Annotated in this window: 14 protein-coding genes; 4 read left to right on the top strand and 10 right to left on the bottom strand. The window is 54.6% G+C overall.

Going from position 1 to position 17,283, the window contains the following annotated elements; all coding sequences use genetic code 11:
* Nucleotides 1-431: 431 nt before the first annotated feature.
* The 8 genes from R3C20_20160 to R3C20_20125 all read right to left on the bottom strand — a co-directional run bounded on the left by R3C20_20160 (nucleotide 432) and on the right by R3C20_20125 (nucleotide 11,624).
* On the bottom strand, nucleotides 432-1,760 hold the full coding sequence (locus R3C20_20160; GenBank protein ID MEZ6042821.1) for an FAD:protein FMN transferase: 1,329 nt from the start codon (nucleotides 1,758-1,760) through the stop codon (nucleotides 432-434).
* Nucleotides 1,741-2,961, bottom strand: a complete 1,221-nt coding sequence (nqrF, locus tag R3C20_20155; protein MEZ6042820.1) for an NADH:ubiquinone reductase (Na(+)-transporting) subunit F — start codon at nucleotides 2,959-2,961, stop codon at nucleotides 1,741-1,743. Before nqrF ends, R3C20_20160 begins: the two co-directional genes overlap by 20 nt.
* A gap of 76 nt (nucleotides 2,962-3,037) precedes the next feature.
* Nucleotides 3,038-3,652, bottom strand: coding sequence for an NADH:ubiquinone reductase (Na(+)-transporting) subunit E (nqrE, locus tag R3C20_20150; GenBank protein MEZ6042819.1), 615 nt, complete (start codon nucleotides 3,650-3,652; stop codon nucleotides 3,038-3,040).
* A 71-nt stretch (nucleotides 3,653-3,723) separates the two neighbouring features.
* On the bottom strand, nucleotides 3,724-4,350 hold the full coding sequence (locus tag R3C20_20145) for an NADH:ubiquinone reductase (Na(+)-transporting) subunit D (protein ID MEZ6042818.1): 627 nt from the start codon (nucleotides 4,348-4,350) through the stop codon (nucleotides 3,724-3,726).
* Between the two features lie 5 nt (nucleotides 4,351-4,355).
* The gene (locus tag R3C20_20140) at nucleotides 4,356-5,147 is read right to left on the bottom strand and encodes a Na(+)-translocating NADH-quinone reductase subunit C (protein MEZ6042817.1); all 792 of its coding nucleotides are present in this window, start codon (nucleotides 5,145-5,147) and stop codon (nucleotides 4,356-4,358) included.
* Nucleotides 5,137-6,408 (bottom strand): NADH:ubiquinone reductase (Na(+)-transporting) subunit B, encoded by a 1,272-nt coding sequence (locus R3C20_20135; GenBank protein ID MEZ6042816.1) that lies wholly within the window; start codon nucleotides 6,406-6,408, stop codon nucleotides 5,137-5,139. The genes R3C20_20140 and R3C20_20135 overlap by 11 nt, the downstream gene beginning before the upstream one ends.
* 68 nt (nucleotides 6,409-6,476) lie before the next feature.
* Nucleotides 6,477-7,817, bottom strand: a complete 1,341-nt coding sequence (locus tag R3C20_20130) for a Na(+)-translocating NADH-quinone reductase subunit A (GenBank protein MEZ6042815.1) — start codon at nucleotides 7,815-7,817, stop codon at nucleotides 6,477-6,479.
* 393 nt (nucleotides 7,818-8,210) lie between these two features.
* A complete protein-coding gene (locus R3C20_20125; GenBank protein ID MEZ6042814.1) occupies nucleotides 8,211-11,624 on the bottom strand; it encodes a hypothetical protein in 3,414 nt (1,137 codons plus the stop codon).
* 217 nt (nucleotides 11,625-11,841) lie between these two features.
* Here R3C20_20125 and R3C20_20120 point away from each other — a divergent pair, with 217 nt between their 5' ends.
* Entirely contained in the window at nucleotides 11,842-13,086 is a 1,245-nt protein-coding gene (locus R3C20_20120; GenBank protein MEZ6042813.1) for a threonine synthase, read from the top strand.
* Between the two features lie 56 nt (nucleotides 13,087-13,142).
* Here the strand turns inward: R3C20_20120 and R3C20_20115 are convergent, their stop codons facing one another.
* Together R3C20_20115 and R3C20_20110 are read right to left on the bottom strand one after the other, a co-directional pair.
* A complete protein-coding gene (locus R3C20_20115) occupies nucleotides 13,143-14,360 on the bottom strand; it encodes an ABC transporter permease (GenBank protein ID MEZ6042812.1) in 1,218 nt (405 codons plus the stop codon).
* Nucleotides 14,354-15,088 carry an ABC transporter ATP-binding protein gene (locus tag R3C20_20110; protein ID MEZ6042811.1) on the bottom strand — a complete coding sequence of 245 codons (735 nt, stop codon included), beginning with the start codon at nucleotides 15,086-15,088 and terminating at the stop codon, nucleotides 14,354-14,356. Before R3C20_20110 ends, R3C20_20115 begins: the two co-directional genes overlap by 7 nt.
* 167 nt (nucleotides 15,089-15,255) lie before the next feature.
* Between R3C20_20110 and R3C20_20105 the strand changes: the two genes are divergently transcribed.
* From R3C20_20105 to R3C20_20095, 3 genes are all read left to right on the top strand, one after another.
* A complete protein-coding gene (locus tag R3C20_20105; GenBank protein MEZ6042810.1) occupies nucleotides 15,256-15,783 on the top strand; it encodes a VOC family protein in 528 nt (175 codons plus the stop codon).
* A 164-nt stretch (nucleotides 15,784-15,947) separates the two neighbouring features.
* A complete protein-coding gene (locus R3C20_20100) occupies nucleotides 15,948-16,331 on the top strand; it encodes a hypothetical protein (protein MEZ6042809.1) in 384 nt (127 codons plus the stop codon).
* Nucleotides 16,324-17,196: a hypothetical protein gene (locus R3C20_20095; protein MEZ6042808.1), complete on the top strand. Its 873-nt coding sequence runs from the start codon at nucleotides 16,324-16,326 to the stop codon at nucleotides 17,194-17,196. Before R3C20_20100 ends, R3C20_20095 begins: the two co-directional genes overlap by 8 nt.
* Nucleotides 17,197-17,283 lie beyond the last annotated feature (87 nt).

Genomic DNA, 17,283 nt, shown 5'->3' with positions numbered 1-17,283 from the left:
CAGTTGAGGTCTTAATGGACAGTGCACTTGTCTGCAGCTGCCTTTATGGGGACGGAGCCGTCACTTGCATCACGATCGACTGCGACTTCCGATGTGAATTGACCGCAGGTTATGTTGGCCCAGCCTGATCGTGGCCACAAGGATGCTCGACGACCATTGACACACGGACAACCATTGACGCACGGACAACCATTGACACAAGGGCGTCCATCGACACACAAGAGCGATGGAATCGGAATCTCGGGTGTGGCCAGCAGACACAGCGGATTCCTGAAATTATTCAGCCATCCCGGCTGTTTGCGGAGCCTGCCGGCGACCGTGATATCGCGTTAGCTGTCCGTTCAAAAACCGGGACTGGCAGGACGACTGGAAACCATCGTTTTTTCTGGTCTCCTGCTCGAGCCAGTCACGTTCTTCAAAAGGCTGCTTAGCTAAGCATCCCCATTCTTGTCACCTGCAGCGGCATTTTGCGCCTGTTCCCGCAATTCCGGATTGCGACATTGTTCAATAGGTTTCGTGCACAACATGCAGGGGGAATCGGAGTTGCTTTCGAATGCTGCAATTCCACCGCAACTCCCTTTCAGGGACTTGTTTCGAACGATGACACCGATGGCCATGCCAAGCATCGCGAGACTAAAGACCGCGGCTGCGATACCGATCATCGTCAGCAATGACGCAGGGGAGTCGCTGGATTCTGTCGTGGTCTGCCCCGTCGCCTCTTCGGTCGGTTCCTGACTGAACAGTCCGCGAGCGGATACGGTGAGCTTTCCTGAGTCGACATACATAAACATGACATCCAGGTTCTGTTCTGTGGCGATCGCCATGCCTTTATCAGCGCCGAGCACCATCATGGCTGTTGCCCACGCATCCGCAGTCATACAGGAGGGATGAACCACGGAAACAGAAGCCGGCGGATTCTCAACAGGCCATCCTGTCACGGGGTTCAGAGCGTGACTGAACTTCCTGCCCTCAACCACAAAGAAATTTCGATAGTCGCCCGAAGTGGCGATGGAAGTCTGCTCAAGCGGTAACACCTGATGGACACCGCCAAGTGGGCTTTCCACGCCCAGTCGCCACTTGTCGCCATTGAGCTTTCGAACACCTGTGCGATCTTCCCCGCCGATATCAACCACATGGGCCGGGTAGCCGAGCGAATCCAGTAGCTTGCTGACCTGATCGACTCCAAATCCTTTGGCAATCGCCGACAGGTTCAACTGAATCTCTGGCCTGAGCTTACGCAAGGCGGGGGGATCATGCTGCACATGGATATTGTCCATGCCAACGGAGACCAGAGCGTCATCAATGGCGGATTGAGCCGGTACCGTCCTCGGACGCTGGTCACCAAACCCCCAGATATCAATCAAGGGGGCAACAGTCGGGTCGAACGCGCCCCCCGTCAGTTCATGGATTCGCTTTGCTTCTGCGACAACGAGGGCAAAGTCCGCACTCACCTCAAACCATTCGGATTCTCCGAACTGATTGAAGCGACTGATCTCCGAATCCTTCATCCAGGTCGACATCTGTTGATTCACGACCAGAAGACAGTCTTCAATCCGGCTCTGCAGTTCTGCTGTATCGACGCTGGTTTCGCTATCGACGGCCACCGAATAGTAGGTCCCCATTGTGGATCCTTCTATCCGGGCCAGTTCTGCCTGTGCCAGCTGGGGACCTGCTGACAGGAAACCCAGAACGACCACGACAAGTTGTCGCGGAGTGGGGAATCCGAGGCCTGTGATCCTGCTAGCCGCCGAAGTCGTCATATGCAATATTCTCTGGTTCAACACCCAGACTTGACAGCATGTCAGTCACGGCTTTCAACATCATTGGAGGACCGCAGATGTAGTATTCGCAATCCTCTGGTGCCGGATGTTTCGCGAGGTATTCGTCATGAAGTACCTGGTGAATAAATCCGCGCATCCCTGTCCAGTTGTCTTCTGGCTGGGGTTCGGACAATGCGATGTTCAGCTTGAAGTTGGGGTTGTTCTTTTCGAGTTCGTCGAAGTCGTTCAGATAAAACAGTTCCCGCACACTTCGACCACCGTACCAGTAAGAAACCTTACAGTCGGTGTGCATCCGCTTGAACAATTCGAAGATGTGGGAGCGAAGCGGTGCCATTCCTGCACCACCTCCGATATAGATCTTCTCGTTTGGCGTATCCTTGATGAAGAATTCACCATAAGGACCTGAAATCGTGACCTTGTCGCCTGGTTTCAGGTTGAAGATGAATGAGGACATCTTCCCGGGTGGTGTTCCAGGGGCAGACCGGGGCGGAGGCGTTGCAACGCGGACGTTGAGCATGATGATGCCTTTTTCGCCCGGGTAGTTTGCCATGGAATAGGCACGAATGACTGGTTCGTCGACTTTTGATTCGATGGTCCAGAGATTGAATTTGTCCCAGTCGCCACGGAACTTCTCGGCGACTTCAAAGTCGGAGTATTTCAAATGGTGCGGTGGACATTCGATCTGAATATATCCGCCTGCCTTGAAGTCGACTTCCTCGCCCTCTGGCAGTTCCAGAACCAGTTCCTTGATGAAGGTCGCAACGTTGTTGTTCGACCGCACAGTGCACTGCCACTTCCGGGTACCGAAGACTTCTTCCGGAACTTCGATTTTCAAATCCTGCTTGACAGCCACCTGACAGGAGAGTCGGCAGCCTTCGCGCGCCTGCTTCTTGTTGATGTGGGCCTTTTCTGTGTCCAGAATCTCACCGCCACCCTCAAGCACGTGTACCTTGCATTGTGCACAGGTACCACCACCTCCACATGCGGACGAGACAAAGATCCCGTTGGAGGCCAGCGCGTTCAGCAGTTTGCCCCCGGCGGGGACAGAAATCTCTTTCTGGCCGTTGATTTCGATCTTAACGTCACCACTGGGAACCAGTTGTTTCCGTGCGGCTACGATCATCACTACAAGAGCGATAATAATGCCGGTAAACATCATCACGCCGAGAATTATCGCCATCGTCTACACACCAACAGAAAAGAGCTACAGGTCAGAAAATGTACGCTGAAATGGAGATCGTTCTACCGGGTAGAGATCAGAGCTTGATGCCGGAAAACGCCTGAAAGGCGAGAGCCATCAATCCGACCGTGATAAATGTGATCCCCAGACCCCGAAGTCCGGATGGAACATCACTGTATTTTAGTTTCTCACGAATCCCGGCCAGTACAACGATCGACATTCCCCAGCCAAGTCCGGAGCCCCATCCGAAGACGACACTGTCGGTAAAGGTCATGCTTCGCTCCACCATCAACAAAGTTCCTCCCAGGATCGCACAATTCACAGTGATCAGTGGCAGGAAGATACCAAGGGCGTTGTAGAGGGCAGGGAAGTAACGATCGAGCACCATCTCCAGGATTTGAACCATGGCCGCAATAACGCCGATGTAGCTGATCAGACCGACAAAACCGAGATCCTGTTCTTTCAGGCCCGGGCTTAGCCATTCCAGTGCTCCCGGTTGAAGCAGGCACTGGTAGATCAGATTATTCACCGGCACTGTGATGCCCTGAATCACCGTGACCGCGATCCCCAGCATGAACGCTGTCTTCACGTTTTTGGACAAAGCCAGAAACGTGCACATCCCCAGAAAGAAGGCTAATGCCAGGTTTTCCGGGAAGATCGACTTAACAAATAAGCTCAGATAATGATCCATCTTTCAGCCTGATAGTCTGAGAGATTAAGGCAATTCAAACGATGCGGATTGCATCACGGGAGTAATCAGCGTTAGTCGGGTTCCACCTGATTGGGCCGCAGCGTGCGGTTCAGCCAGACCAGAAGCCCGATCAGGAAGAACGCACTGGGCGAAATCAACATCAAACCGTTGGTGACATACCAGCCACCATCGGTCACTGGTTTCAGTATAGTGATTCCAAAGAGCTTGCCGGACCCTGTGAGTTCGCGGACAAAACCTACGAGCAAGAGCACCAGGCTGTAACCCAGACCATTTCCGATGCCATCAAGGAAGCTTCGCATCGGAGGATTCTTCATTGCAAACGCTTCCGCGCGGCCCATCACGATACAATTGGTGATAATCAAACCCACGAACACGGACAGCTTCTGGCTCAGCGAAAATGCATAGGCCTGAAGAATCTGGTCAACGATGATCACAAGCGACGCGATCACGGTCATCTGCACAATGATGCGGATGCTGCCGGGAATCGACTCGCGGATGAATGAAACAGCCGCACTCGAGCAGGCTGTTACCAGCGTCACTGCAATGGACATCACAACCGCCGTCTGCATGTTGGTCGTGACAGCCAACGCACTGCACAGACCAAGAATCTGCAGAGTGATCGGGTTGTTATTGAGCATCGGATCCAGAAGGATCTGTTTTTCGTTTGGTTCTGCCATGACCTTTATTTCCCGGCCAGAGTTGACTTGATGTAAGGGCCAAATCCATGTGGTCCAAGCCAGTACTTCAGCATGTTCGTGACACCATTGGAGGTCAGCGTTGCCCCCGAAAGTGCGTCCACCTGATAGTCGCCAGCAGCACTCTTGGAGACTTCCAGAAGTACATCACCCGCTTCGTCGTAAACCCGCTTACCCTGCCACTTGGCTTTCCAGTTTTCGTTATCAACTTCACCACCCAGTCCGGGGGTTTCGGCGTGCGAATAATAGGTGAGCCCCTTCACTGTCAGTGATTGGGGATCCGCGGTGGTATCTGAAAAGTCAAGTGCGATGAAGCCCCACAACGTGGACCAAAGTCCATAGCCACGAATAGGCAGAATCAGGGTTTTCAGCTTTCCGTCTTCGCGGACTTCATAAACAACCGTGTATGTCTCGCGGACCCGTATGGACGCAATATCGTCCCCGGTTTCTTCGCTGCCATCGATGGGCTTGCTCATGCTTGAGTCGCGAGTTGAGAGCTTCGGATCCAGTTCTTTGGCATCCGGCTCGTATCGCTCAGTCGTTCGACCTTCTTCGAAATCCAGCACCTCAGCGGTGATATACTGATTGAAGAGCGCCTTGGCGTCGGCACCTTCTTCCCAGAGACCGGCCGCCTTCAGGATGTTCTGCTGACGGAATTCTTCCTTCTTGGCCTGTTGAGTACTTCGCAGACCGACGGCTGTTGCGGAAACCATGACGGAACAGACCAGACACAGCAGAATTGCCATGCGGAATGTGTTTTGAATCGAATCACGCTGCATTGCGGGCCATCCTTCGCTTGATGTTTTGTCCAACAACGACGTAGTCAATCACTGGAGCGAAAACGTTGCCGAATAGAATTGCCAGCATGATGCCCTCAGGAAACGCTGGGTTCAGAACACGAACAACGATGGTCATAAATCCAATCAGAATCCCGTAGATCCACTTTCCTTTTTCTGTCATCGCTGCAGAAACGGGATCCGTCGCCATAAATACCAGGCCGAATGCCAGCCCGCCGGTCATCAGATGCCAGCTTGCAGGAATTTGAAACGCCGCATTGGTGTCGCTGCCCACACCGTTCAGGAAGGTGGCGAATCCCATCGAACCAATCAGGACTCCCGCCATGATACGCCACGAACCAACCCCCGTGATAATGAGGAAGGCCGCTCCGATTAGACACGCCAGCGTCGATGTTTCGCCCATGGAACCCGGAATGCACCCCAGAAACGCATCCAGCCAGGTCAGATCCAGTTGCTTGCAGACGTCTGCAAATTCGCTGCCAGCGGCGGTACGCTGAGATCCCATTGTCGTCAACAGGGTTGCACCTGTGTAACCATCCAGAGCCACCCACACTTTGTCACCGATGACATATCCGGGATAAGCGAAGTACAGGAACGCTCGAGCTGTGAGAGCGGGGTTCAGGAAGTTCTTGCCAGTACCGCCAAAGACTTCCTTGCCCAGAACCACGCCAAAACTGATGGCAATGGCCACCTGCCAAAGCGGGATGGTCGGAGGCAGAGTGAGCGGAAAGAGCATACCGGTGACCAGAAAGCCTTCATTCAGTTCATGCTTTCGCAGGATGCAGAAAATGGCTTCCCATGTCCCCCCGACGATATTCGTTACGAGGTAAACAGGCAAAAAATACAGCAGGCCGTGCATCACGTTGAAGAGCCATGAAGGGCCAGCGGCAAAGTCGAAACCCATCGCCTGCAGGGCAGCACCACGCCAGCCAATGGAATCAACAATTGCCTGAACGGCTTCAGGTGTTGGTGATTCTCCGAACTGAGCCTGAATGGCCCTGTTGGCCTGAAACCCCGTGTTCCAGCAAGCCATGTAAATACAGGGCAGCAGGGCGATGACAACGGTAATCATCATTCGCTTCAGGTCGAGTCCGTCGCGGATGTGCGACGCGCTGGTTGTGACTTCCCCTGGTGTGTAGAGGAAAGTATCCATCGCCTCGTAGACCGGGTAAAACCGCTCCAGCTTCCCACCTTTGTGGAAAAGCGGCTCGACCCGATCGAGTGTGCTTCGTAAGAATTTCATTCGTTGGAACTCAAAACGAGAATCGTGACAAACTGTCGTTATTAAATCCGGCGAACCGCAACGGCGGATCAGCCCTCAGTTTCAATCTGCTGGAGACGCGACCGCAGAATGGGGCCGTATTCGTACTTGCCAGGACACACGAAAGTGCAAAGCGACAAGTCTTCTTCGTCCAGCTCCAGAGCACCCAGCAACTGGGCCTGATCGGTATCACCGGTAATCAGAGCTCTCAGCAGGAAGGTTGGAATAATATCCAGCGGCATCACCTGCTCATACATACCGATCGGCACCATGGCCCGCTTGCTTCCCTCTGTACTGGTGGTGAAGGCGAATCGTTTCGCCCGATCCAGAGCAGATGTGAAGACGCGCCGCACAGAAAACTTTCCGGCCCCGGGGGACATCCAGCCAAGAAACTCGCGCTGATCGCCTTCCGGAACTGCACTGACCTGAAGGTGGAATCGCCCAAGGTAATCCATCGGAGCCACGACTGCCCGACCGCTCAGCGGACTGCCCGAGATCACTCGTTGCCGACCGTCCTTCAGTCCGCCATCCACCAGCTGAGTGACCGATGCACCCAGCCGTGTTCGAACGTTTCGTGGTGCCTGAACGCCAGGTCCCGCCAAAGAAATAATACGGTCCACAAACAAACGACCGGTCAGCATCAATTGACCGATAGCGATGACGTCCTGGTAATTGATGTGCCAGACGACTTTGCCGGGACCAACCGGATCCAGCAGGTGAATGTGGGTTCCGGGCAAACCGGCGGGGTGCGGACCTTCGAATTCTGCTCGCTGCACACCCTGCACAGAGTCACCTGGCAGTGCGATGGCAGTCGGACGACAGACAAATACCGTACCATCCGTTAACTTGCTGAGTGCGATCACACCCACCTCAAACGCACGTTCATTCTCCCGAATGAAGGGCATCGGATTTGGTGCGAGCGGATTTGTGTCGATGGCCTGTACAAAGATCGAACGCGGCGTTGAGCCCGGCACGGGAGTCTTGCTGAAGGGCCGTGTTCGAAGCGATGTCCACATGCCGCTTTCGACAAGCAGGCTGGTCACTTCTTCGCGGCTGGCCGTGTCAAGTTTTTCGCCCAGCTTCGGGAACTCCACAGCATCATCACCATCGATTTCGATGTTGACGGACTGGAACGCTCGCCGATCGCCTCGATTCACCTCGATGACGCGACCTGCGGCCGGCGCAGTGAACACGACACCTTCGGTCTTCTTGTCTGCGAATAAAGGCTGGCCCAGTTTCACTCGATCGCCTGCCTGCACAAGCATCGAGGGTTTCATGCCAACGTAATCCGCTCCGACAACACCAACCTGAGTGACCAGAGGTCCCTGCACGATAGAGGGCTCCGGAACGCCGCTGATTGGCAAATCCAGCCCTTTGGTAATGCGATGCATGTGCGTGTTTCAATCCGCAGATACGAGATCAAATCGATAGATTGCTGCCACTTCTATTGGAAGTGACAGCACAGAAATGTGAGCCGCAGCGATTGCCCTCTGTTCCACGGGTCAGTCGCTGATGAAGGGTCTTCGCCTTCGCAAACCGGATTCACGAAACCTTGATCACCTGTTCGATGTCCACAGAGTGTGCATCCTGGTCGCGGTTGTGGGCGGCTTTCGGGCGTTATCTTAGTAACGCGGTTCCCTTTTGGAAGCCCTTTCGGATCTCGCGCCGATTCGGTCGATTTCCGCTTTCTTTGTTCTCGACTGCGAGAACTTCGCTTCCCAGTTTTGCGGCAACCCGGTCGGTAAAGTGCCCGGTTTAACATCCAGAAGGCCCTCAACCATGAATCAGTTGGTGGACATCAGGGTGTCGGGGTCCGGGCTGACCAGCATTGGAAGGTCATCCGGGTCCTCATTGCCGGGGACGCTGGCCGGTGCCGTTTTCATACGGTGAGCCAGAACCTGATCGCGGTACTGGCGAAGCGGGCTGATCAGGGCAGCGTTCACATAACGGCGACGATTGAGAAAGTCGTCTCGACTGACACCGGTAACCGCATGCAACTCTTCCATGAGTTCCACCGCTCGATTTGTCGCTCGCACCGACTGATCGACGTCATTCTGGACGCGAATGGCAGATCGGGGTTCCCAGGCCGTCCGGGCTTCCCAACGTTCAATCAGTTTCTGCACGAGCGAATTCAGCATGTCGTATCGCTCTGTATCCGATGGAATCATGTCCGGATGATCCACAAGCTGAGTCAACGCCGCTACCACGGGCCGAACCGACGCGTCGGAAGCTTCCGTAAAGTACACCGTGTGTAGACGGTGGCGGAATTCATCGGCCGGTGCAGGATGATCCGCCATCTCGTGCAGGCGAACGATTTCATAATGCGCAAAAAGACTCAGCAGTGGCTCATACCGCGCCGTAAACGTATCCAGGGATTCAAACGCCGCAATGTTGTGTTCTCCGGTCATCACCCGCCGAATCGAATTACTCAGCGATCGAAAGTAGTCCAGATGATACTGATCGGTGGGATGCCGCGAACGAACGATCTTTCCGTTTGAGACCGTCTCTACCGGCGGCCGAGGACTTCGCTGCATTTCAACACGCAGAGATTTTCGGTACGTCCAGGGTTCATCCGGCATACCAGCCAGAATCTCAACCTGCTGCGACAAAGCGGTCAGGCGGCGTTTGACCTCGTGCTGCATTTCGGTGTCGTCAACCGCTTCACCAATTCGCATCTCATAAGCTGCAAATGCCTGCTGCATTTCAGACTGCCACGCGCGGGGTTGTGTCAGCGTCAACGGCATCTGCAGTAGAGATTCGCTGCTGCTCACTCGTGCGATGGACGGCAGGTCGCCCTTGTTGAAGACACCAAGAGGATCATTGGCATCCAGCATGGGAAGGATGGCCACCTGTGCCCAGTCCCAACCGGCCGTGGCGATCTCTGCCCGAACAAAATCCTGCTGCAGACGCGAAAGAATATGATCCCCGGGCAGAGGTCGGGAGGCTTTCGAAGCCATCAGAACCATGTCGCCGGGAACTGACTGCACCAGGACGACATTGTCGAATACCGACATTGCCGTCGCCAGCACGCGGCGAACGTCATTGGCTCCCAGATGCGCTGTGACGAGTCTCTGGCAATAGATGCCATCGTCGCTCAACTGGATCTTTGCTGTCTGATAACGTTCTGCCGAAAACGCTGACGTCTGTCCGGATATCAGCGTTGCAGGCTGAGCATCGATGACGACATCAAACGCCGTTTCCGGCTGCTGATGCAGAGCGATCTCTGAAGAGGCGTGGCGAATCGTGATTCGTTGATCCTGGTCAACCGTCGGTTCCTGTGTCTTCCAGGTGTATTTACGAGCCAGATTCGTGGCAGGCAGGTCAGTACGAATCGCCACGACTCGACGCACAGGGAATTTCTGGCAGGTTTTCAGGCACACGCCCCCATCGTCACCGAGCAGCAAAATGCGGTGCGGCGACGGGTGCGCCGTCAGTGGCAAAATAGCAGGAAGCATTTCTTCGATGGGTTGAGGTGTCAGTTCGGTATCTGTACTGACATGGCCGAGAAGCTCCCCGTTGCGTCGAAACTCCAGCAACTTGGCTGATCGCCTCCACACAGTCACCGGGCCGTCGTGGGAAAGAGATTCTTCCACAAGACGACTTGCATCCGAATGCGTAATCAGGTCGTCTGAAACGCCCAGCTGAACGGCAACAACCGCACGATCAGAAAAAACCATCCGTGACAGAGTTGCCATATCCGGCGCTTTCAGTCCGGCATAGAAACAGCTCGCCACCACAATCACGACAAGAGCGATGGAGACTGCTGAACTTCTCAGGGAGGCACGAATTCGCCCTGATGGTTCTGAAACCACCGCTCTGTCAGAATTCTGCAACCAGACGATGATGGCATTACCGATCGCAAGACACAACACCGACAGCGTCAGAAGAACAGTCACATCCTGAAGGTATGGGGCCGCCCAACTACCGCGGTACGCCACAAACACCAACGCAGCTGCGAGCAACAGCAGCGACGACGCAACCGATGTCGAGCCGAACGGGGGAGAAACTGCTTTTTGCGGGCGACTTTCATCGCCCGGTTTCAAGGCAGGTCTGCGTTTGGCCAACGGAATAGAGAACAACGAAAAGGAAGCAGCGACAAACAGCAGGGTGAGCGGAAGTGTCGTGAAGGCCAATTGATAGATGGCTGATCGCCCCGAAGACTTTAACGCCAGTTGCTGGTCCGCAAATGTTTCAAGACAGACCGGAAGCAGGGCCAATGCAAGTAGTCCGGCAATAGCCACCAGACTGCCGGGAATGAATCGCTGGATGGCCGAATGCAATTGGAATCGCAGGATAAAGACGGTCGTCAGGAGCGATGCGACGACCAGCGGCCAGCTGATGGCCACAACCCCCGATAACAGACAGGCGCCGCATGAAAATCCAACGCACGCAGCGAAAAGTCTTCCGTAATGCAGCGACAGAATTGCCTGACTTACGGGCATTGGATTGTTTTCTTTGTCCCCACCCGAGCGACCGACGACGGGAGAAATCTCCGGATGCATCAGCCGTATGAGAAGCGAGAATGCAATCAAAACGATCGGCGCCAGGTTAAGCGGCACAGATTCCCACACATTCAAAAGCAGACACCCCGCGCCAACGACGAACAGTGTCAGATCGTTGACCGTCAGGAAATCCGAAAAGGATGCGTTCTCCTGATTGTCTGCGGATTCGTCGCGCAGTTCGAAGGTTACTGCCCGCTTAAAACCAATCTGATAAGTCCCGATGACCACCAGTACGATCAGTGACATCAAGGCAATCGATGGCACCAGGAACATCGCCGAATCCAGAGTTGTCAGCTGGATGCTTTCCGACGCGGCCGTCAGGGACGGAAGCATCAAATCGGCGGAGAATGCGAAAGTGCGCGTCAGCATAATCGTCATCAGGCACACAATGGCGAGCTGAGCGGCTGCGGAGAAACCTGCAATTGCCGCAGGATGCCGCATCCATATTACTTTCGAACGGACCACCGCCAGCAATCGACTCGCGCCGGCACAGAAGGCTGGCAGCAAAGCGAATGCGACGCTCAATGCCAGTATGAATGCAATGAGTGACGACGTACTTGCGCCGTTCAACCCCAGCCAGACAAGCGACAAACGGGCAATCACAGCCCCGGCAGCAAGTGCTGGTGCCGTCTGTTGTGCGAATTGAAGCCCGAGATTCGAGAGACGGGTGAAGTGGATTCCGTTCTTCGCCGGCATGGCGTCCTTGCCTTCCAGTGATGTTCTCTGTATTCATGCCCACGTATTTCAGCCCTCGCTGCGGCCCCGACAGTGATTGGGATCCGCTGGAGAGCGACCGCTCAGAACGACGGCACAATTCAGGTCATTGCCCGAAAATGCAGCTGGATGTCGCCCTTTGGCAGTTTTTACCGAAAGGTGGCGAAACGCCACAAGACTGAAGCCCGAACATATCAAAATGATCACATCTCTCGTTTGCTCACAGACTGGCGAAATTCACGATCACAAGGTTCTTCAAGGGCTTAGCAAAGCGGGGAAACCGCTGCTGGCAAGGTACGATCTGGAGGCGATTCGCAGCGAATTCACTCCGGAAGTCGTCAGAAGTCGACGAATTCGATCGATGTGGCGGTTTCACGAAGTCATGCCGGTCAATCATATTGACGACGCCGTAACGCTGGGCGAAGGGCAGACTCCACTGCTCCCATGTACATCTCGGGGACCGTTTGGTGCATTTGATGATTTGCTGATCAAGGACGAAGGTTTCAATCCCACCCAAAGCTTTAAGGCTCGTGGGATGTCCGCCGCAATCACCCGCGCGAAAGCACTCGGTGTCGCAACCGTTGCTCTGCCATCTGCTGGCAATGCCGCAGGCGCTGCTGCAGCCTACGCCGCAAGAGCCGGCATGAAATGCGTGATCTTTGTCCCGCAGGATACTCCTCCTGCCAACATTCTGGAATCTGTTTGCGGAGGAGCTCGGGTTTACCTCGTCAATGGCCTGATCAGTGATTGTGGACGCATCTGCCGGGCTGCATGTGATCGGTTCGGATGGTTCGACCTGTCGACGCTGAAAGAACCGTTTCGCATCGAAGGCAAGAAGACAATGGGCTACGAACTCGCATTCGATCTGGCCGACTATCGAAAATCCATCAGCCTTCAGTTGCCGGATGTCATCCTGTACCCGACAGGTGGTGGTACAGGACTGATTGGCATGTGGAAGGCATTCGACGAAATGCAGCAGCTGGGGTGGATCGGCCCGGAACGGCCCCGAATGGTGGTCGTTCAGGCCGAAGGCTGCGCTCCGATCGTAAAAGCGTTTCAGGATGGCCAGACCTCCGCCGCGATGTTTCCGAATGCATCCACGGTAGCGTCCGGGCTTCGAGTGCCCGCAGCCGTGGGCGATTTCATCATGCTGGACATCCTTCGCAGGAGCAACGGTACGGCCATCACGGTCAGTGACGCAGAACTGATGCAGGGGGTTTACGAACTGGCACAACATCAGGGAATTCATGCCGCACCCGAAGGTGGTGCGATCTGGATGGCCGCTCAAAAACTGCTCAGCAATGGCTGGATCCAAAAAGATGAGACAGTGGTGTTGTTCAACACGGGAGCGGCCGTCAAATACAACCATCTGCTTTCGGCCGACAATCTGCCACGGCTCGACCAAACCGCTTCGGATGTGCTCGACCGGATCTCAGACGTCTGAAGCCACCGCAGGATTGGTTTTCATTCTTTTCGGTGAGGAACAATCCCGGGACTGCCTCAGAACAGCATCTGGCGGATCAGCCCCGCCAGCTGATTGCGACAAAGCATCGCAATGGATACCGCCAGGGCTGCGGACAGAATCAGCATCAGCGCAAGTTCCGTGGATACAATGGCAGCGATCATTGAACGACTCCCACCCAGTCGGAACAACGTATCCATTTCGGGCTGTCTGAGCCGAAGTGACAGAAACAACACCAGGCCCAGCAGGATCATGGTCACGAAGACGGCGATCAGAGAACTGAAACGGACGAACTGCTCCACTCGAAACACCATGTTCAGCAATTCAGCCACAACGGCGGGAGGCTGAATCATCTGCACGGACGAATCGGCCGCCTGATAGCGTCCCATCAACAGCAGCCGATCACGTTCACTATGTGGTTCTACGATGACACTGCTTACAGGGAATTCCGATGGTTCACCGTGAAAGTGAAACGAATCGATGTTGTCCTCAGTGATTTCCGTATAGGGCAGCACGGCAGCGCTGGCAGTGACGCTGCTGCGATTCTTCTTCAGCAGGAGATCTTCGTCCGACTGCTGGTTGAGCGATTGATGTCCATGTCCAATTCCGTCGATCACCCAGACTGTACGGACATCAACAAAGACTGCGTCGTCATCGGGAGAATGCGTGGGAGCAAGCACGCCCGCAACATTCATCTTCAACGGGTAATCGGCCGCCAGATCAAATGCATTTTGAGGGGCCGATAAGACGGAATCGCCCGGGTGAAGATTCAGGCGGATGGCCGCGCGAGAACCAACAACGCAATCACCCAGAAATGCCAGCGGCTGCCCCCGCGCGATTGTCAGATCGCGGAACTCAAAATATTCGGGAGTTGTTCCGACAATGGCCGCTCCGTGATTGCCATTGCGACTTTGTGTTCGATACCGCTGGTAAACTGGAATGGCTGTGGCAAAACCCGATTTCTGCACGGAGTCCACTTCCTGCATCGTCGTTCGAGCCGGGGCGGGCCCGTCGAAATACATCGAATGCAGTGCCAGATCGATCCGGCTGCCGGCCGCGCCGATTAACAAGGGCGTTGCTTCGGCTCTGGCGGTAATCTCGTGGCGAAAATCTTCCAGCATGAAACGCATCGTGACCGGAAGCCCCAGCACGATTGCCAGGCACATCACAATAATGGCCGACCGACCTCGGTACCACTTCAGTGCCTGAACTGCCAGAAACGAGGCCTGTCTCAGCGTCGACAAAAGCGTTAGCACGGACATTGTTCTCCCGACGCTGCCTGAGAGCCGACGAAGAACTGTTCCATTTCAATTCGCCGGTCAAACACATCCAATTGTCCGTGATCGTGGGTGACCATCAGCAGCGTGGCATCGACGGCTCGTGCCTGCCGGATAAGCAGTTCCAGGATCTGTCTGGAATTTACGGGATCGAGATTGCCAGTGGGTTCGTCCGCCAGAATCAACGACGGCTGCCGAATCAGCGCGCGGCAGATGGCGACGCGCTGTCTTTCACCCTGAGACAATCGTGTCACCGGCCTCTTTGATTTATCTGCCAGGCCAACTGAGGCCAGAAGATCGGTCGCCCGCGTTCTTTGCTCTGCTGTAATCGTGGATTTTCGTGACAAGCGGCACGGCAGTAATACGTTCTCCACAACGGACAGATAATTGATCAACTGAAAGTCCTGAAAAACCATCCCGATCTGCCGCAGTCGAAAATCGCGGCGCAGGGCTTCGGACATATGACAGACATCGCAGCTATCCACGACGATGGTGCCTGATATTGGTCGCAGGATACCCGCAATGAGATTCAGCAGCGTGGTTTTCCCACATCCGCTGGGTCCTGTTACGGCGGCGATTGTGCTGTCAGCAACGACAAGTGAAGGGATGACCAGTTCGAATCCGGACCCCGGAAGCCTGTCCAGCTCGTCGCCTTGCGGCGATTCCTCATTCTGCCAGCAGAATCTTAAATCAGAAATTGTCATCATGAGAAAATGGCGCCGTGGATCGGTAAGTCGCAGTGAATACAAGCACGCCTGAGAATTCAGGACTGCGGATCAGTCAAATTCAGGACCGCCGCATTCGAACATCAATTCTGAGGGAGTGCTCAGAGACGCCGGAAGTGGCTTTCGAAACAGGTCACAGATCGTACACTATGGCTGCATCAATTTCCCGCAGCGTCTTCCGTAGTTCTTTTCGCGAAGGAACCAACTCCGTGAACACCCCGGTTTCTCCGATTCCCAGCGGCTATCATTCGGTCACCCCGTACCTGCTGATTAAAGGTGCGTCAGAGGCGATTGAGTTTTATCAGCGAGCCTTTGGTGCTGAAGAGGTTCTGAGATTGCAGGATCCGGAAGGCCGAATCAGCCACGGCGAAATCCGAATTGGCAATTCCCACGTGATGCTGGCGGATGAACATCCCGAAATGGATTTTCTGGGGCCTCAAACACGCGGGGGGACCACCGTCAGTCTGTTAATTTACGTTCCGAATGTCGACGAAGTGTTTGCGGCGGCCATTGAAGCCGGCGGCACCGAACTTCGGCCCTTGTGCGATCAGTTCTACGGAGATCGCTCAGGCACACTGACCGATCCGTGGGGCCATGTATGGACCGTGGCGACGCACGTGGAAGATCTGTCACCCGAGGAAATCACTCAACGCTTTCAGGATTTCTTCGGCGATTGAAGCCCCACGGAATTTGCCCGCCCAGTCGTGAATTCTGACCCGTTGTGAGTTCTGCCCTGTCGTGAATTTTGCCCTGTTGACTGTTCAGCTCAGCGGATTATCTGTCTTCACGCATTGACTTGTTCATTGCCTGTTTTTGCATGTTCGATGAAATGTGAGATGCCATGCGCGGACCAGGTTCTCGTCCCGGTTTGTTGTTCAAACTGATTGTTCCCGCAACAGCAGTATTCATCATCACCATCTTATCGTTGATTGCCTTGTTATTCAGTGACCAGAAAGCGCCGCTCGCGCAATGGCTCGATGCCAACGCGAACCGCCTTCTCGCAGTGGAACTGATCGTTGTGATCGGTTTGGCGCTGATGGCGATGACGATCGATCGGATGCAGATTCTCAGAGCACAAAGGCAGGCTTCCACAGAAACAACGAATGAGGCTGAATCGCCTGCCTCTCGGTCTGCCGACGATTCCCGGATGTCACATCAGATTTCCTCTGGTCAACCGGGTTCCGAATCACCTGACTCCAGCACCGAAAAATCATCCCATGCTTGATCGCGAAGAATACGTGGAACAGCAGTACTTCTTTCGCATCTATCGGGAGCGATTGCAGCAAAATGTTCCGTCACAGGAGTTTCTGCAGACAATCCAGGAAGAGCTGCTGGCAACAACCCGCCTGCCGATGGCGATCGATTTTCTCCGAACAGAAATTCTTCACAGCGGGAGGGTGAGCGATGCGATGACTCGGCTTTCCCACTACTTCACCCCGTTTCAGGCGTTTGTTATGAGTCGCGCGGAGGATGATGTTTCGCGATTCGAACAATTAATCGCACTGCAGATTCTGGAACACGAAGCGGAGTATCGGACGAAGAATCCAGTCAAAGCGGGGATGTTTATTTTTCAGTTTGAATGTGTAGCCCGCAATCGACTGGGTTACAACGACGGTCTGCTTGCCATCTCCAGGGACCCCATTTACGACGAGCCATGGAAGACGTGGATTATGAATCTGCGTCGCGATCTGGGCGCTCGAGAATTATCCGAGATGGTTTATGCGGCGTCGGCATACTACACCAGACTTCAGCAGGGGGCATTCCGTTCGGACAATGGTGCGACAGAGCGAGTTCATCTTTTTGGGGATCAGGAGGGACGCATTGCGAAGGCTAATATTGGCCGCGATCCCTTCTACTTCTTCGCCGCACTGCAGCGGCAGCTTGGCTATCCGGCTGTCCCGCGATCCAGCAGTGCCGATGAAACAGAAAAACTTCCAGGGTTCCTGGAGTCCCGACTGAATAAGATAGAGCAGCGATTAAAGCTTCTCGAAATGGAACAGCGGGGCGGCATTGACCTCACCAACTTTTATCGGGATTCAAAACCGGGCGAGCCCCCCAAATTCAACGATGAGATTCCAGACCTCTCGTAATGGATTTCAACGTGAATACCGCCGGAGTTAGACAGACTCCCGATGTCGTTGATAGCTTAGCTTAGCAGCCAGTGAAAAACGGGGCTG

The sequence above is a fragment of the Planctomycetaceae bacterium genome (assembly GCA_041398825.1).
Lineage (GTDB): Bacteria > Planctomycetota > Planctomycetia > Planctomycetales > Planctomycetaceae > F1-80-MAGs062.
Note: the sequence above shows the minus strand (reverse complement) of the source record. Positions and strands in the feature narration are given on the sequence as shown.

Coding starts and splice junctions, on each gene's coding strand:
- R3C20_20160 (MEZ6042821.1), bottom strand. CDS start 1,760: ATGACGACTTCGGCGGCTAGCAGGATCACAGGCCTCGGATTCCCCACT.
- nqrF (MEZ6042820.1), bottom strand. CDS start 2,961: ATGGCGATAATTCTCGGCGTGATGATGTTTACCGGCATTATTATCGCT.
- nqrE (MEZ6042819.1), bottom strand. CDS start 3,652: ATGGATCATTATCTGAGCTTATTTGTTAAGTCGATCTTCCCGGAAAAC.
- R3C20_20145 (MEZ6042818.1), bottom strand. CDS start 4,350: ATGGCAGAACCAAACGAAAAACAGATCCTTCTGGATCCGATGCTCAAT.
- R3C20_20140 (MEZ6042817.1), bottom strand. CDS start 5,147: ATGCAGCGTGATTCGATTCAAAACACATTCCGCATGGCAATTCTGCTG.
- R3C20_20135 (MEZ6042816.1), bottom strand. CDS start 6,408: ATGAAATTCTTACGAAGCACACTCGATCGGGTCGAGCCGCTTTTCCAC.
- R3C20_20130 (MEZ6042815.1), bottom strand. CDS start 7,817: ATGCATCGCATTACCAAAGGGCTGGATTTGCCAATCAGCGGCGTTCCG.
- R3C20_20125 (MEZ6042814.1), bottom strand. CDS start 11,624: ATGCCGGCGAAGAACGGAATCCACTTCACCCGTCTCTCGAATCTCGGG.
- R3C20_20120 (MEZ6042813.1), top strand. CDS start 11,842: ATGATCACATCTCTCGTTTGCTCACAGACTGGCGAAATTCACGATCAC.
- R3C20_20110 (MEZ6042811.1), bottom strand. CDS start 15,088: ATGATGACAATTTCTGATTTAAGATTCTGCTGGCAGAATGAGGAATCG.
- R3C20_20105 (MEZ6042810.1), top strand. CDS start 15,256: ATGGCTGCATCAATTTCCCGCAGCGTCTTCCGTAGTTCTTTTCGCGAA.
- R3C20_20100 (MEZ6042809.1), top strand. CDS start 15,948: ATGCGCGGACCAGGTTCTCGTCCCGGTTTGTTGTTCAAACTGATTGTT.
- R3C20_20095 (MEZ6042808.1), top strand. CDS start 16,324: ATGCTTGATCGCGAAGAATACGTGGAACAGCAGTACTTCTTTCGCATC.